Source organism: Streptomyces sp. Pv4-95, assembly GCF_045782725.1.
GTDB lineage: Bacteria > Actinomycetota > Actinomycetes > Streptomycetales > Streptomycetaceae > Streptomyces.
In genome coordinates this window covers 4,286,442-4,302,211 of the sequence record NZ_CP127172.1, presented here as the reverse complement: position 1 = coordinate 4,302,211, position 15,770 = coordinate 4,286,442, and the positions used below count along the sequence as shown (strand labels likewise).

The 15,770-nt window shown below is 74.4% G+C and carries 12 protein-coding genes and 1 riboswitch; of the genes, 6 read left to right on the top strand and 6 right to left on the bottom strand.

Going from position 1 to position 15,770, the window contains the following annotated elements:
* Nucleotides 1-214: 214 nt before the first annotated feature.
* Nucleotides 215-1,543 (top strand): LCP family protein, encoded by a 1,329-nt coding sequence (locus tag QOM21_RS18825; RefSeq protein ID WP_407555718.1) that lies wholly within the window; start codon nt 215-217, stop codon nt 1,541-1,543.
* Nucleotides 1,544-1,629: 86 nt separating this feature from the next.
* Here QOM21_RS18825 and cobN read toward each other — a convergent pair whose 3' ends face one another.
* Nucleotides 1,630-5,244, bottom strand: a complete 3,615-nt coding sequence (gene cobN / locus QOM21_RS18820) for a cobaltochelatase subunit CobN (protein ID WP_407551603.1) — start codon at nt 5,242-5,244, stop codon at nt 1,630-1,632.
* Nucleotides 5,245-5,368: 124 nt separating this feature from the next.
* Nucleotides 5,369-5,501, bottom strand: a riboswitch (cobalamin riboswitch).
* 124 nt (nt 5,502-5,625) lie between these two features.
* On the opposite strand from cobN, the gene cobG reads away from it, so the two are divergent.
* The 3 genes from cobG (at nt 5,626) to QOM21_RS18805 (ending at nt 9,331) form a co-directional block, all read left to right on the top strand.
* The gene (gene cobG / locus QOM21_RS18815) at nt 5,626-7,059 is read left to right on the top strand and encodes a precorrin-3B synthase (protein WP_407551601.1); all 1,434 of its coding nucleotides are present in this window, start codon (nt 5,626-5,628) and stop codon (nt 7,057-7,059) included.
* Between the two features lie 77 nt (nt 7,060-7,136).
* A complete protein-coding gene (locus QOM21_RS18810; protein ID WP_407551600.1) occupies nt 7,137-7,787 on the top strand; it encodes a precorrin-8X methylmutase in 651 nt (216 codons plus the stop codon).
* On the top strand, nt 7,784-9,331 hold the full coding sequence (locus tag QOM21_RS18805; protein ID WP_407551598.1) for a precorrin-2 C(20)-methyltransferase: 1,548 nt from the start codon (nt 7,784-7,786) through the stop codon (nt 9,329-9,331). Before QOM21_RS18810 ends, QOM21_RS18805 begins: the two co-directional genes overlap by 4 nt.
* Nucleotides 9,332-9,380: 49 nt before the next feature.
* Here the strand turns inward: QOM21_RS18805 and QOM21_RS18800 are convergent, their stop codons facing one another.
* Entirely contained in the window at nt 9,381-9,821 is a 441-nt protein-coding gene (locus tag QOM21_RS18800; protein ID WP_407551597.1) for a hypothetical protein, read from the bottom strand.
* A gap of 183 nt (nt 9,822-10,004) precedes the next feature.
* On the opposite strand from QOM21_RS18800, the gene QOM21_RS18795 reads away from it, so the two are divergent.
* Nucleotides 10,005-10,760, top strand: coding sequence for a GntR family transcriptional regulator (locus QOM21_RS18795; protein WP_407551595.1), 756 nt, complete (start codon nt 10,005-10,007; stop codon nt 10,758-10,760).
* A 10-nt stretch (nt 10,761-10,770) separates the two neighbouring features.
* On the opposite strand, the gene QOM21_RS18790 is transcribed toward QOM21_RS18795, so the two are convergent.
* Nucleotides 10,771-11,541, bottom strand: coding sequence for a cobalt-precorrin-6A reductase (locus QOM21_RS18790; RefSeq protein ID WP_407551593.1), 771 nt, complete (start codon nt 11,539-11,541; stop codon nt 10,771-10,773).
* A gap of 17 nt (nt 11,542-11,558) precedes the next feature.
* Here QOM21_RS18790 and QOM21_RS18785 point away from each other — a divergent pair, with 17 nt between their 5' ends.
* Nucleotides 11,559-12,704 carry a cobalt-precorrin-5B (C(1))-methyltransferase gene (locus QOM21_RS18785; protein WP_407551591.1) on the top strand — a complete coding sequence of 382 codons (1,146 nt, stop codon included), beginning with the start codon at nt 11,559-11,561 and terminating at the stop codon, nt 12,702-12,704.
* A gap of 37 nt (nt 12,705-12,741) precedes the next feature.
* On the opposite strand, the gene cobM is transcribed toward QOM21_RS18785, so the two are convergent.
* The 3 genes from cobM to QOM21_RS18770 form a co-directional block, all read right to left on the bottom strand.
* Nucleotides 12,742-13,521, bottom strand: a complete 780-nt coding sequence (gene cobM / locus QOM21_RS18780) for a precorrin-4 C(11)-methyltransferase (protein WP_407551590.1) — start codon at nt 13,519-13,521, stop codon at nt 12,742-12,744.
* On the bottom strand, nt 13,518-14,801 hold the full coding sequence (gene cbiE, locus QOM21_RS18775) for a precorrin-6y C5,15-methyltransferase (decarboxylating) subunit CbiE (RefSeq protein WP_407551588.1): 1,284 nt from the start codon (nt 14,799-14,801) through the stop codon (nt 13,518-13,520). Before cbiE ends, cobM begins: the two co-directional genes overlap by 4 nt.
* 199 nt (nt 14,802-15,000) lie before the next feature.
* Nucleotides 15,001-15,759, bottom strand: coding sequence for a DeoR/GlpR family DNA-binding transcription regulator (locus QOM21_RS18770; protein WP_407551586.1), 759 nt, complete (start codon nt 15,757-15,759; stop codon nt 15,001-15,003).
* Nucleotides 15,760-15,770: the final 11 nt, after the last annotated feature.

Sequence of the window (15,770 nt, the reverse complement as noted above, 5' to 3'; positions counted from 1 at the left end):
CCGCTCCCTCCCCCACGAAGCACCAGAAGGACCAGAAGGGCCACCGGCCGTGCATGACAGGCAGACCTACCAGCGGGACGACCGAGGGGCCGCTGACGCCTCCCGTACGTCCGGGACGGACGGCGGCGCCCGCCGCAGGTCCGGCGGACCGCGTCCGCCCGCTCGCTCCGCACGCCGGGCCGGTCGCGGCCCCCGCAAGGCAGGCAGGGTGCGCATGACCCGCCGCGGCCGGATCGTGGCCTGGTCCGCCGGTGTGCTCGGCGCGCTGCTGCTCACGGTCACCGGCGGCGGCGCCTGGATCTACCAGCACCTGGACGCCAACATCCGTGGCGCGGACATCGGCCTCGGCGGCGACCGGCCCGTCAACCTCAGCCCCGGCTCGAAGAACATCCTGGTGGTCGGCTCCGACAGCCGCGCGGGCGCCAACGCCAAGTACGGCAAGGGCCTGACGACGATGCAGTCGGACACGCTGATGGTGCTGCACATCGCCGCCAACCGCGAGTGGGCCACCGCGGTGTCCTTCCCGCGGGACTCCTGGGTGCAGATCCCGGCGTGCCGGCGCAGCAACGGCAGCAGCTCCGCCCCGCACCACTTCAAAATCAACGAAGCCTTCTCGATCGGCGGGGAGGGCGGCGACATCGGCAAGGCCGCGGCCTGCACCATCAAGACCGTGGAGAAGAACACCGGTCTGCGCATCGACCACTTCACCTCGGTCGACTTCCAGGGCTTCAAGGGGATGGTCAACGCCCTGGGCGGCATAAGGGTCTGCCCCGAGCACGCCATCCACGACAAGAAGGCCCACCTGGACATGGAGGCCGGCTGCCAGAACGTCAGGGACGAGAAGGCGCTCGGCTACGTCCGTACCCGCTACAGCGTCGGCGACGGCTCCGACCTCGGACGGATCGGCCGGCAGCAGGAGTTCATGAAGGCGCTGGCCGCCCGCGCCCAGTCGAAGCTGACCAGTCCCGGTGAGCTCTACGACTTCCTGGACTCGGCCACCAAGTCGATCACCACCGACAAGGACCTGGCCGGCCTCAAGCCCCTCTACGACCTGGCCGCGACGGTCAAGGACGTCCCCAGTGACCGGCTGACCTTCCTGACCGTGCCCAACTACCCCCGGGAGGCCGACGTGCCCACCGACCGGGCCAATGTCGTCTGGCAGTACCCGCAGGCCGGCGACCTGTTCAGCGATCTCGCCCACGACCGGGAGATCGGCGCCGCCGGCAAGAAGAAGCTGGCGCAGGCCGCCAAGAGCCCGGTGACCGCGCACTCCGTACGCGTCCGCGTGCTCAACGGGACCGGCACCCCCGGCCGGGCCGCCGCCGCTGCCGAACAGCTGCGCAAGCTCGGGTTCACGGTCACCACCACCGGCAACGCCCCGGCCGCCGGCAAGACCGCCGTCACCTACCCGGCGGACCTCAGGACCGCGGCGCGCGTCCTCGCCTCGCGCCTCCCCCACGCCGAGCTGAGCGGGTCGGCCGAGGCGACGCCGGGCGAGGTGACCCTCACCATCGGCCCGGACTTCGCCGTCACCGGAGGCTGACCAGAGGCCGAGGGGCTCACGGCACGCAACGGCCGCCGCCTCGGTGATCTGCCCGCGCGGGGCAGATCACCGAGGCGCCGGGCAGGTCAGTCCTCGCCCTCCAGGTCACCCTCGGTCTCCAGGAACGCCTGGCGCAGCGCGGCCAGCGTCTCGGCGTCCGGCTTCTCCCACATGCCCCGGGACTCCGCCTCCAAGAGGCGCTCCGCGATGCCGTGCAGGGCCCAGGGGTTGGCGTCCTGGAGGAAGGCGCGGTTCTCCGGGTCCAGGACGTAGGTCTGGGCGAGCTTGTCGTACATCCAGTCCGCGACGACGCCGGTGGTGGCGTCGTAGCCGAACAAGTAGTCCACGGTGGCGGCGAGTTCGAAGGCGCCCTTGTAGCCGTGGCGGCGCATCGCCTCGATCCAGCGGGGGTTGACCACCCGGGCGCGGAAGACGCGGGACGTCTCCTCGACGAGGGTGCGGGTGCGGACCGTCTCGGGGCGGGTGGAGTCCCCGATGTACGCCTCGGGCGCGGTCCCCTTGAGCGCGCGGACCGTCGCGACCATGCCGCCGTGGTACTGGAAGTAGTCGTCGGAGTCCGCGATGTCGTGCTCACGGGTGTCGGTGTTCTTCGCGGCCACCGCGATCCGCTTGTAGGCCGTCTCCATCTCGTCGCGGGCCGGGCGGCCTTCGAGGCCCCGGCCGTAGGCGTAACCGCCCCAGACGGTGTAGACCTCGGCGAGGTCGGCGTCGGTGCGCCAGTCGCGGCTGTCGATCAGCTGGAGCAGGCCCGCGCCGTACGTCCCCGGCCGGGAGCCGAAGATCCGGGTGGTGGCGCGGCGCTCGTCGCCGTGGGCGGCGAGGTCGGCCTGGGCGTGCGCCCGGATGAAGTTGACGTCGGCCGGCTCGTCGAGGTCCGCGGCGAGCCGTACGGCGTCGTCGAGCAGGCCGATGACGTGCGGGAAGGCGTCGCGGAAGAACCCGCTGATGCGCAGGGTGACGTCGATGCGGGGGCGGCCCAGCTCCTCGGCGGGGACGGCTTCGAGGCCGGTGACCCGGCGCGAGGCGTCGTCCCAGACCGGGCGGACACCCAGCAGCGCCAGCGCTTCGGCCACGTCGTCGCCGGAGGTGCGCATGGCGCTGGTGCCCCACAGCGACAGGCCGACCGAGGTGGGCCAGTCGCCGTTGTCGGCGCGGTAGCGCTCCAGGAGGGAGTCCGCCAGGGCCTGGCCGGTCTCCCAGGCGAGCCGCGACGGGACGGCCTTGGGGTCGACGGAGTAGAAGTTGCGGCCGGTCGGCAGGACGTTGACCAGGCCGCGCAGCGGCGAGCCGGAGGGGCCCGCCGGGACGAAGCCGCCGTTGAGGGCGTGCACGGCGTGATCGATCTCGTCGGTGGTGCCGGCCAGCCGGGGGACCACCTCGCGGGCCGCGAAGGTGAGGATGGCGGTGACCGCCTCCCGCTGGGCGACGGGGAGTTCGGCGGCGACCCGCTCCGCGGCGGCCGGGTCCCAGGACGCGTCCTCCATCGCCTGGACGAGGGCGCGGGCGCGCTCCTCGGTGTCGTCGGCGGCGGTCCGGGTGGCGGCGGACTCGTCCAGGCCGAGCGCCTCGCGCAGACCGGGCAGGGCGGAGGTGCCGCCCCAGATCTGCCGGGCGCGCAGGATGGCCAGGACGAGGTTGACGCGGGCGGGGCCTTCCGGCGCGCCGCCGAGGACGTGCAGACCGTCGCGGATCTGGGCGTCCTTGACCTCGCACAGCCAGCCGTCGACGTGCAGCAGGAAGTCGTCGAAGCCGTCGTCGTCGGGGCGGTCCTCCAGACCGAGGTCGTGGTCGAGCTTGGCCGCCTGGATCAGCGTCCAGATCTGCGCGCGGATGGCGGGCAGCTTGGCCGGGTCCATGGCGGAGATGGCGGCGTACTCGTCGAGGAGCTGCTCCAGGCGCGCGATGTCGCCGTAGGACTCCGCGCGGGCCATCGGCGGCACGAGGTGGTCGACGAGGGTGGCGTGCACCCTGCGCTTGGCCTGGGTGCCCTCGCCCGGGTCGTTGACCAGGAAGGGGTAGACCAGTGGGAGGTCGCCGAGCGCCGCGTCCGGGCCGCAGGCGGCGGACAGGCCGGCGTTCTTGCCGGGCAGCCACTCCAGGTTGCCGTGCTTGCCGAGGTGGACCATCGCGTCCGCGCCGAAGCCGCCGTCGTCCTGGGAGGCGGCGATCCAGCGGTAGGCCGCCAAGTAGTGGTGCGAGGGCGGCAGATCGGGGTCGTGGTAGATCGCGATCGGGTTCTCGCCGAAGCCGCGCGGCGGCTGGATGAGGATCAGCAGATTGCCTCGGCGCAGGGCGGCGAGGACGATGTCGCCCTCGGGGTTGCGGGAGCGGTCGAGGAACATCTCGCCGGGCGGCGAGCCCCAGTGCTCCTCCACCGACGCGCGCAGCTCCTGCGGCAGCGTGGCGTACCAGCGCTTGTAGTCGGCGGCCGGGATGCGGACGGGGTTGCGGGCGAGCTGCTCCTCGGTGAGCCATTCCTGGTCGTGGCCGCCGGCCTCGATGAGGGCGTAGATCAGCTCGTCGCCGTCGCCGGAGACCAGTCCGGGGACCTCTTCGGCGCCGAAGTCGTAGCCGTCCGCCTGCAGTCGGCGCAGCAGGGCGACGGCACTGGCCGGGGTGTCCAGGCCGACGGCGTTGCCGATGCGGGAGTGCTTGGTGGGGTACGCGGACAGCACCAGCGCGAGGCGCTTGTCGGCGGCCGGGATGTGGCGCAGGCGGGCGTGGCGCACGGCGATGCCGGCGACCCGGGCGGCCCGCTCGGGGTCGGCGACGTAGACGGGCAGTCCGTCCTCGTCGACCTCCTTGAAGGAGAACGGGACGGTGATCAGCCGGCCGTCGAACTCGGGGACGGCGATCTGCGAGGCGGCGTCGAGCGGGGACAGCCCCTCGTCGTTCTCCTCCCAGGCGGCGCGCGACCCGGTCAGGCACAGGGCCTGGAGGATCGGTACGTCCAGGGCGGCGAGCGCGCCGGCGTCCCAGGACTCGTCGTCGCCGCCGGCCGATGCCTCGGCGGGCTTGGTGCCGCCGGCGGCCAGGACGGTGGTGACGATGGCGTCGACCGGCCGCAGGGCGTCGATCAGTTCCGGTTCGGGCGCGCGCAGCGAGGCGACGAACAGCGGCAGCGGGCGGCCGCCCGCCTCCTCGATCCGGCCGCAGAGCGCGTCGACGAAGCCGGTGTTGCCGCTCATGTGGTGGGCGCGGTAGTAGAGCACCGCCACCAGCGGGCCCTCGATGTCCGTACGGGCGTCCGGGCGCTCCAGCTGTCCCCAGGTGGGGGCGGGCGCGGGCGGTTCGAAGCCGTGGCCGGTCAGCAGCACCGTGTCGGACAGGAAGCGGGCGAGCTGGTCGAGGTTGGCGGGGCCGCCGTGCGCGAGGTAGGCGTGCGACTCGGCCGCGATGCCGACCGGGACCGTGGACGCCTCCATCAGCTGGGCGTCGGGAGCCTGTTCACCGGTGAGGACGACGACCGGCCGCTCCTGGGCGAGCAGCAGGTCCAGGCCCTCCTGCCAGGCGCGGATGCCGCCGAGCAGGCGGACGACGACCAGGTCGGTGCCCTCCAGCAGCGCGGGCAGCTCGTCGAGGTCGAGGCGTGCGGGGTTGGCGAGGCGGTACGGCACGGGGCCTGCGGCGGCACGGGCGCTCAGCAGGTCGGTGTCGGACGTCGACAGCAGCAGGATCACAGGGATGCACCTCGCGAGATCTCACGGGTCACGCCCTGCGGCCCGGTGGTTGCGCGGAGGCGCGGGGGCCGCCCCCCGGAAGATTGCAGCATGCGGCGTCAGGCCTTCCTCGGGGTCCGCGCCCCGGGCGGTAGGAGGACGGCGGGAGTTCCTGGCTCACCCGTGGAACGGGTTCACAGTGGCGGGACCGCGCCGGATTCTCACCGGGCTTCCTCCCTTGGCGCCGTCGCTGGCGTCCGGCGGATCAGCCGACCCACCGACCTGCATAGTAAGGGCTCTGTGCCGGGCGGGGGAGAGCGCCTCCGGGCCCGCCCGCGCGGGCCCCGCCCCCGGCCCGCCTCCCCCGGTCCGCCCTTGCCCGACGTCGGTATGCTCGCCGCCATGCCGCCCTCCCCCTCGCTCCGGCCCACTGCGGCCGCACCGCCCCTCCGGGACCGCGGTGACGCCTGCCCGGGAGCGCTGCGGCTGCACTCCGCCGACGACGGCAGCCTGGCGCGAGTCCGGCTGCCCGCAGGCGACTTGACGGCCCGGCAGGCATCGGCGCTGGCCGACGCCGCGGAGCGCCTGGGCGACGGCCACCTCTCCCTCACCTCCCGCGGCAACGTGGAACTGCGCGGCCTCGCGGAGGACTGCGGCCGGGAGCTCGCGGAGCTGCTGCGCGACGCGGGCCTGCTGCCCTCCGAACGCCACGAACGCGTCCGCAACATCCTGGCCTCCCCGCTCGCGGGTCTGGACCGCCGCACCCCGCCTGACGTGCGGTTGTGGGCCCGTCAGCTGGACGGCCTGCTCTGCGCGAGCACGTCCGCGACGGCGCTCTCCGGCCGTTTCCTCTTCGTCCTGGACGACGGCAGGGGAGATGTGACGGCGCTCGGCGGTGATGTGAGGTTGGTCGCAGAACCGTGCGGGCAGGCGCGGGGGACTGTGGCGGAAGCCACCGCCGGGAGCAGTGCGCTGCTGTACGTCGGCGACGACCCGGCGGCCGTGCGGATCTGCGGGCCGGATGTCGCGCGCGCCGCGCTCGTCGCCGCCGAGGCGTTCCTCGGCGCCGCCGCGGCGAGCGGCAGCGGTGCCTGGCGGATACGTGAGCTGCCCGCCGCGCACGCCCTGACCGCGCGCGGCACGGCGGAAGCGATGCGGACCGCGGGCATTCCGGCCGCGTACGTCCCGGCGCCGGAACAGCCCCGCCCCGCTCCCGACCACACGAACGTCCCCGTCCCCGGCGTCGTCGAAGGGCCCGCGGAACCGGACGGCTCCCCCGGCCCCCACGCCCTGTCCGTCCTCGCCCCGCTGGGCCGGCTGACCGTCGACCGGTGGCGGCTGCTGGCCGCGGTGGCCGCCGAAGACGGAGCGGGCGTACTGCGGGTCACCCCATGGCGCGGTGTGATCGTCCCCGGGCTGCCGGCCGCCGCGTCCGCGCCCCGGCTGCGCGAGCTGGCGGACGCCGGGCTCCTCACCGACCCCGCCTCCCCCTGGCACCGGACGGGCGCCTGCACCGGCCGCCCCGGCTGCGCCAAGTCACTCCGCGACGTCCGCGCCGACGCCGCCGCCGTGATCGCCGATTCCCCCGCGGGCCCGCCGGGGCTCCCCGTCCACTGGTCCGGCTGCGCACGCCGCTGCGGCCATCCGCACGGCACCTGGGTCGACGTCCTGGCGACCGAGGACGGCTACGAGGTGTCCGTCGTGGGACCGGAGGGCCGGCGGCCCGTTCCCGGGAGCGCCGCCGACGACGACGCGCCTGCCGGCACGACCGCCCGGCTCCGGGACGTCGCCGCGGCCGTCTCCGGAGCCACCGCGCCCCCGCCGGCAGCTCCATGACCGCACGACCCACCGCAGCACCCGACCCCGCGGCTCCCCGCACAGCTCACCGCACAGCCGACCGCACGACCCATCAGATGACCCACCACCCCGAGGGCACAGTGTTCGACTACGAGAAGGACGGGGCGGCGATCTACCGCCAGTCCTTTGCCACCATTCGCGCCGAGGCGGACCTCGCGGGCCTGCCCGCCGACGTCAGCCAGGTCGCGGTCCGGATGATCCACGCCTGCGGCATGGTCGACCTCGTACGCGACCTGGCCTTCACCCCCGAGGTGGTGGCGAACGGCCGCGCCGCGCTGCGCGCCGGCGCCCCGATCCTGTGCGACGCCAACATGGTCGCCAGCGGCGTCACCCGCAAGCGGCTGCCGGCCGGCAACGACGTGCTGTGCACGCTCGCCGACCCGTCGGTGCCCGAACTCGCCGCCCGCATGGGCACCACCCGCAGCGCCGCCGCGATGGAACTGTGGCGGGAGCGGATGGACGGTGCCGTGGTGGCCGTCGGCAACGCGCCCACCGCGCTGTTCCGGCTGCTGGAGATGATCGAGGAGGGCGCGCCCCGCCCGGCCGCCGTCATCGGCATACCCGTCGGCTTCATCGGCGCGGCCGAGTCCAAGGACGCGCTGATCGCCCACCCGTCGAAGCTGGATCACATCGTGGTGCGCGGGCGGCGTGGCGGCAGCGCCATGGCCGCCGCCGCGATCAACGCCATGGCGAGCGAGGAAGAATGAGCGTGAGCGAGCAGCAGGCCAACGGCGGCCCGAGCGAGTCCCCGGGCCGTCTGTACGGCGTCGGGCTCGGCCCCGGCGATCCCTCGCTGATGACCGTACGGGCCGTGCGGGTGATCGCCGAGGCCGACGTCATCGCGTACCACAGCGCCCGGCACGGACGCTCCATCGCGCGTTCCATCGCCGCCGAGCACCTGCGCCCCGACCACATCGAGGAAGCGCTGGTCTACCCGGTCACCACCGAGTCGACCGACCACCCCGGCGGCTACCGGGGCGCGCTGGACGAGTTCTACGAGGAGGCTGCGGCCCGGCTCGCGGTACACCTCGACGCGGGGCGCACGGTCGCCGTCATCTCCGAGGGCGACCCGCTCTTCTACGGCTCCTACCAGCACATGCACAAGCGGCTCGCGCACCGCTACCCCACCGAGGTCATCCCCGGTGTCACCTCCATGAGCGCCGCCGCGGCCCGCCTGGGCAAGCCGCTGGCCGAGGCCGACGAGGTGCTGACGATCCTCCCCGGCACCCTGCCGGAGGAGGAACTGACCGCCCGTCTGGCGTCCACCGACGCCGCGGTCGTGATGAAGCTGGGCCGCACCTTCCCCGCCGTTCGCCGGGCCATGGAGCGTTCGGGCCGGATGCCGGAGGCGCAGTACGTCGAGCGGGCCACGATGGCCGGGGAGCGTACCGACCGTCTCGCGGCCATCGACGCGGACTCGGTCCCCTACTTCGCCGTCGCCGTCGTCCCGAGCCGGATCGCCAACCCGGCTCCGGAAGCGGCGGACGCGGCTGATCCCGCCCCGGGCGAGGTCGTGGTCGTCGGCACCGGACCGGCGGGGCCGCTGTGGCTGACCCCGGAGTCGCGCGGCGCCCTGGCCGCGGCCGAGGACCTCGTCGGCTACACCACGTATCTCGACCGGGTGCCGGTCCGTCCCGGCCAGCGCCGGCACGGCTCCGACAACAAGGTCGAGTCCGAGCGCGCCGAACTCGCCCTGGACCTGGCACGGCGCGGCCGCCGGGTGGCCGTGGTCTCCGGCGGCGACCCCGGCATCTTCGCGATGGCCACCGCCGTCCTCGAAGTGGCCTCCCAGGACCCCTACCGGTCCGTTCCCGTGCGCGTCCTGCCCGGCGTCACCGCCGCCAACGCCGCCGCGGCCCGCGCGGGCGCCCCGCTCGGCCACGACTACGCGGTCATCTCCCTCTCCGACCGCCTCAAGCCCTGGGAGGTGATCGCCGAGCGGCTGCGCGCGGCGGTCGCCGCCGACCTGGTGCTGGCTCTCTACAACCCCGGCTCCCGCAGCCGTACCTGGCAGGTCGGCAAGATGCGCGAACTCCTGCTGGAGCACCGTGCCCCCGATACCCCGGTCGTCCTCGGCCGCGACATCGGCGGCCCCGAGGAGTCCGTCCGCACCGTCCGCCTCTGCGACCTCGACCCCACCCAGGTCGACATGCGCACCATCCTGCTGGTCGGCTCGTCCCAGACCCGGGCGGTCCGACGCGACGACGGCACGGAGGCCGTCTGGACACCGCGGCGGTATCCGGAGGCGTGAGCCGCCAGGGGGCGGTACGAGTGACTGCCCCCTGGCCTCCATAGGCCGTTCAGCAGGTCTCCCCTCGGCTTCGCGCGTCGGCTTCGGTCACCTGAGCCCCCTTCAGGACGAGGTCTGCCAGCCGGTGGACCACATCCGGCCGCGCGTTTCCGAGCGTGACCAGCACCCTTTCCCTGTCCATGCAGGGGCCGTCCAGCCCGAGGGACGGCAGGGTCAGACGCGCGGCGAACAGGGCTCTGCGCAGCTCCGTCAAGGCGTCCTCGGCCGATGTCCACGGGTCGCCGTCCCGGCGCTCGGGTGCGGGCGGCCCCAGTACGTCGATCAACCGGCGGGCCACCTCGTGCCGTAGCGGCTCGACGCTCACGTAGGCGCGGCCGTGGAGCGGTGGCGCCGCCTGCATCCGGACGAAGAAGCCCCGGGCGAGCAGTGCGAGATGTAAGTCCTCCGCCAGTTGGGCGCCCATTGCGAGCGCGCCCCGATCCCTTTCCATGGATGTCCTCCTCGTCGACGACACACGAGCCCGAACATCTCTAGAGACGTTCGGGATGTCCCCATGGAAGCCGACGACACCCCCACCGTCAATGCATCTCTAGAGATGTCACGATGGGCACGTTCATACGAACCCCGGCGAGCTGCCTCTAGGGTGTCCGGAGAGGAAGGAAGTGATCGCTCCATGGCTCAGGGCAACGTCCGGCAGCCCAAGTACCAGCGGATTGCGGAGGAGTTGAAGGCCGCCATCCGGACGGGCGCATACGGCCCCGGCGACCGGCTTCCGGGCGAGAACGACCTCATGGCCACCTACGAGGTGGCCCGCATGACCGTGCGTCAGGCCCTTGGCGTCCTGCAGAACGAGGGCTTGGCAGAGGCACGCAAGGGCGCCGGGGTCTACGTCCGGTCCTTCAGGCCCCTGCGCCGACGCGGACTTCCCCGGCTGGCCCGCGACCGATGGGGATCCGGCAAGTCCGTCTGGTCCGCCGACATCGAGGACCGTCCCCTCGACGTGGACCAGGTCGAGGTCACCGAAAGCCCGGCCGACGACCGTATCGCCGAAGCGCTGGAGCTGCCGTCGCGGGCGCCCGTCTGCGTCCGCAGCCGCCGCTACGTGCTCGAAGGCAAGCCGGTCCTCCTCTCGACGTCCTACCTGCCCGCCGACGTGGTCGCCGGATCCGCGATCACCGAGCGGGACACCGGCGCGGGCGGCACGTACGCACGGCTGGCCGAACTCGGCCACGAGCCGGTGCACTTCCGCGAGGAGGTCCGCTGCCGGATGCCGTCCGCCGACGAGGCGGACCGGCTGGCCCTGCCGATGGGCACCCCCGTGATCCTCATCTGCCGCACCGCGCTCACCGAGGACGGCCGTGCGGTGGAGTTCAACGAGATGACGCTGGACTCCGCCTCGTACGTCCTGGAGTACGCCTTCGACGCGTGAGGGCGCACGCCTACAGCTCGGCCACCCACTGCGCCGCCGCCTCCGGGGCCGCCGCCACCGGCACCCCCTCCGGCACCGGTGGACGTTCCACGATGACGACCGGGATGCCCGCCTCGCGGGCCGCGGTGAGTTTGGGGGCGGTGGCGGCGCCGCCGCTGTCCTTGGTCACCACCACGTCGATGCGGTGCCGCCGCAGCAGTTCGCGTTCGTCCTCCAGGGTGAAGGGTCCGCGGGCGAGGAGGGTTTCCATCCGGGGCGGGTACGGGGGCTCGGGGGCGTCCACGGAGCGCATGAGGAACCAGAGGTCCGTCAGGTGGGCGAAGAGGGCGAGGCCCATGCGGCCGGTGGTGAGGAAGACGCGGTGGCCCAGGGCGGGGAGGGCCGCGGCGGCCTCGTCCAGGGAGCCGACCCGGTGCCAGGTGTCACCCCGGGCCGGGACCCAGCCGGGCCGGCGGAGGGCCAGCAGGGGAACATGGGCGGTGGCGGCGGCCAGTGCCGCGTTGTGACTGATCGTGCCGGCGAAAGGATGGGTGGCGTCGATGAGCGCGTCCACCGCGTGCTCGCGCAGCCAGCGGGCGAGGCCCTCGGGGCCTCCGAACCCTCCGATGCGCACGTCCCCCGCCGGCAGCCTGGGAGCGGCGACCCGGCCCGCGAGGGATGTCGTGACCCGCGGCGCGGCCGGTTGCGCGGTCAGGTCGGCGGCCAGTCGGCGGGCCTCGGTCGTGCCGCCGAGGATCAGCACATGGCGGCGGCCCGGCGGGCGCGGGGCGTCGTCGTTCACGAGTGGCGGGTCCTTCCATGGCTGAAGCGCAACCGCAGGGTACGGGAGGCCGTAGCGCCCAGCTCGCGCACACCGGGCTGCGGCACGGCTGGACGACCGGTGCCTGTGCGACGGCGGCGAGCACGGCCGCGTACACCGCGCTGCTGACCGGGGACTTCCCCGACCCGGTGACGATCACCCTGCCGAAGGGGCAGACCCCGGCGTTCGCGCTGGCGGTGGAGGAGCTGGCGCCCGGCCGGACCGGCGCGATGGCGGGGGTGGTGAAGGACGCGGGCGACGATCCGGACGTGACGCACGGGGCGCTGATCCGAGCGGCGGTGCGCACGCTGCCGGCCGGTTCCGGCGTCGTCTTCCAGGCCGGGCCCGGGGTCGGGACCGTCACCCGGCCCGGACTGCCGCTGGACGTGGGGGAGCCCGCGATCAACCCCGTACCGCGGCAGTTGATCCGCGAGCATCTGACGGCGGTCGCCGCCCGCCACGGCGGCACGGCGGACGTCGAGGTGACGGTCTCCGTCGATCACGGCGAGGAGATCGCCCGCAGTACGTGGAATCCGCGGCTGGGCATTCTCGGCGGGCTGTCGATCCTGGGGACCACCGGCATCGTGGTCCCCTACTCCTGCTCCGCCTGGATCGACTCCATCCGGCGCGGCGTGGACGTGGCGCGGGCGGCGGGGCGGCGCCATGTCGCCGGCTGCACCGGCTCGACGTCGGAGAAGGTCGCCGTCGCCGTGCACAAGCTCCCCGACGACGCGCTGCTGGACATGGGGGACTTCGCCGGCGCGGTGCTCAAGTACATCCGCCGCCACCCCGTCGACCGCCTGACGATCTGCGGCGGCTTCGCCAAGCTCTCGAAGCTGGCGGCCGGGCACCTCGACCTGCACTCCGCACGGTCCCAGGTGGACAAGGGCTTCCTCGCCGAACTGGCCCGCCGCGGCGGCGCGGACGAGGCCCTGGCCACCGCCGTCGCCGAGGCGAACACCGGCCTCGCCGCGCTCCAGCTCTGCGCGGCGGCAGGCGTCCCGCTCGGCGATCTGGTGGCGGCCACGGCCCGTGACGAGTCCCTGACGGTGCTGCGCGGCGCCCCGGTCGCCGTCGACGTCATCTGCATCGACCGGGCCGGGCTGGTGGTGGGCCGGGCGGAGCCGCGGGGCCCGCGGCCCTAGGGCGGTCCGGCCCAGGGCGGATGGGCCCAGGAGGCCCCTAGGAGGCGTCCCCGGACGGCGCGTCGCACGGGGCGTGCGGGCGTTCGCGGTCCGTGGAGTACAGGTGGCTGTCGCGGAACTGTTCGGCGCCGAGGGTGCGGCCGACCATGATGACGGCGGTGCGGACGACACCGGCCGCCTTCACCTGGGCGGCGATGTCGGACAGGGTGCCGCGCAGGACCAGTTCGTCCGGGCGGGAGGCCATCGCGACGACGGCGGCCGGGCAGTCGGCGCCGTAGTGCGGAAGGAGTTCGTCGACGACCCGGTCGACGTACATGGCGGCGAGGTGCAGCACGAGCAGCGCGCCGCTGCGGCCGAGAGTGGCGAGGTCCTCGCCCTCGGGCATGGGGGTCGCGCGCTGCGCGACGCGGGTGAGGATCACCGTCTGGCCGACCGTGGGCACCGTCAGCTCACGCTTGAGAGCGGCGGCCGCGGCGGCGAACGCGGGGACGCCGGGCACCACGTCGTAGGGCACCCCGGCCGCGTCCAGGCGGCGCATCTGCTCGGCCACCGCGCTGAAGACGGACGGGTCGCCGGAGTGCAGCCGGGCGATGTCGTGGCCCTCTTCGTGCGCGCGGACCATCTCGGCGGTGATGGTGTCGAGGTCGAGCTGGGCGGTGTCGATCAGCCGCGCGTCCGGCGGGCACTCGGCGAGCAGCTCGCGCGGCACCAGGCTGCCGGCGTACAGGCAGACGCCGCAGCCGGCCAGGGTCCGGGCGCCGCGCACGGTGATCAGGTCGGCGGCCCCGGGGCCCGCACCGATGAAGTGGACGGTCATCGCTCTTGGTACTCCTGAGGGAGGGAGGGGGACTCGGGCTGCGGCGCCGGGGCGGCCGGTTTGACCGCCGCCCACTGGGTGACCGGCATCGCCTGCCGCCAGCCGGTGAATCCGCCGACCGGCACGGCGTGCGCGACCGCCAGCCGGACCAGGTCGCCGCCGTGCCTGCGGTACCAGTCGGCGAGCAGCGCCTCGGATTCCAGCGTCACCGTGTTGGCGACGAGCCGGCCGCCGGTCGGCAGCGCCTCCCAGCACGCGGCCAGCAGGCCGGGCGCGGTCAGGCCGCCGCCGATGAACACCGCGTCCGGCGTGGGCAGGCCGTCCAGCGCCGCGGGCGCGGGACCGTGCACGACGCGCAGCGCCGGTACGCCGAGGGTGCGGGCGTTGCGGCCGATCCGCTCGGCGCGCACCGGGTCGCGCTCTACGGTGACCGCACGGCACGCACGGTGGGTGCGCAGCCATTCGATCGCGATGGAGCCGGAGCCGCCGCCGATGTCCCACAGCAGTTCGCCGGGGGCGGGCGCCAGAGCGGCGAGGGTGGCGGCGCGGACGTGGCGCTTGGTGAGCTGCCCGTCGTGCTCGTAGGCGCTGTCGGGCAGGCCAGGCGCGGCCGACAGCCGCAGCGCGCCGGGCTCCCGGGCGCAGTCCAGGGCGATGACGTTCAGCGGGTCTGCGGGCGGGTGTGCCCAGTCGGCGGCGGTGCCGTCGGTCAGCCGCTCGCGGTCGCCGCCGAGCTGTTCGAGGACCCGCATCCGGGTGGGGCCGAAGCCGTGGGCGCCCAGCAGGGCCGCGACCTCGCCGGGGGTGTCGGCACCCGCGGACAGCACCAGCAGCCGGCGGCCGTCGTGCAGGGGGGCGAGCAGGTTCTCGGCGGGGCGGCCGACGAGCGTGACGACCTCGGTGTCCTCCACCGGCCAGCCGAGCCGGGCGCAGGCGTGGGAGACGGAGGACGGGTGCGGCAGCACCCGCAGCCGCCCGGCGGCCTCGGCGCCCAGGGTCTCGGTGAGCGTCCGGCCGATGCCGTAGAACATCGGGTCGCCGCTGGCCAGGACGCAGATCCGGCGGCCGGTGTGCGCGGCGAGGAGTCCGGGGACGGCGGGGCGCAGCGGCGAGGGCCACGGCACCCGTTCGCCCGCGCAGTCGCCGGGCAGCAGGGCGAGCTGGCGGGGGCCGCCGATGAGCACGTCGGCACGGAGCAGGGCCTGCTGGGAGGCGGCGGGCAGGCCGTCCCAGCCGTCGGCCCCGATGCCGACGACGCAGAGGGATGGTGCGGGGCTCACTGCCGAGTACCTCAGAGGTCGGGAGGGGACGGGGACCGAGTGCCGAACTTTACTGACCGGTCGGTGCGTGCCGTTGTGGGGGGGGAGCACACGAGGTGGCGGGAGAGCCCGGCACGCGGCCCCGGCGGGCGGGCGCGCGGCATCACTTCCGACGCAGGTCACCGGCCCGGGGACCGGCGTGCGCCGACCGGTGCCCGGGTCACACGCGCCGCACCGCCACCCCCGCCGCGGCCAGCGCGTCGACGGCTTCGTCCGGCGCGTCCGTGTCGGTGACCAGGACGTCGAGGGCGCTCGCGGCGGCGACGAAGGCCAGCGCCGTGCGCGACAGCTTGGCGGCGTCGGCGACCGCGATGACCCGGCGGGCGGAGGCGATGGCGGCGCGCTTGATCGCGGCGTCCGCCAGGTCGTAGGCGGTCACGCCGTCGCCGGGTGTCAGGCCGCAGCAGCCGATGACGGCGGTGTCGAAGCGCAGCGCGGCGAGCGACGCCTCGGCCAGCGGTCCGGTCACCGCGAGTTCGCCGGGGCGGGGCTCGCCGCCCGGCAGCAGCAGCTTGAGGGCGGGCGCGCCGACCAGGGCGTTGGCCGCGTGCAGGGAGAGCGGCATGACCGTCAGGGGCCGCTCCCGCAGCGCTTTGGCGACTTCCAGGCAGGTCGTACCGCTGTCGAGGACGACGGACTCACGGTCCGCGATCAGGCCGGCCACCTCGGCGGCGATCCGTTCCTTGACCGCCGTGCCCTCGCGTGCGCGCAGGCCGAACGGCGGCTCCTCGCCGCGCAGCACCAGGCTCCTCGCGCCGCCCCGGAAGCGCTCCAGCACGCCCTGTTCCGCCAGTTGCTCCAGATCGCGCCGGACGGTCATCTCCGAGGCGCCGGTGAGCGCGGCCAGTTCCGCGACGCTCAGCCGCTCGGACTCGCGCAGGGCCTGGGTGATCAGGGTGAGCCGGTCTGTACTCGACATCACCACATCGC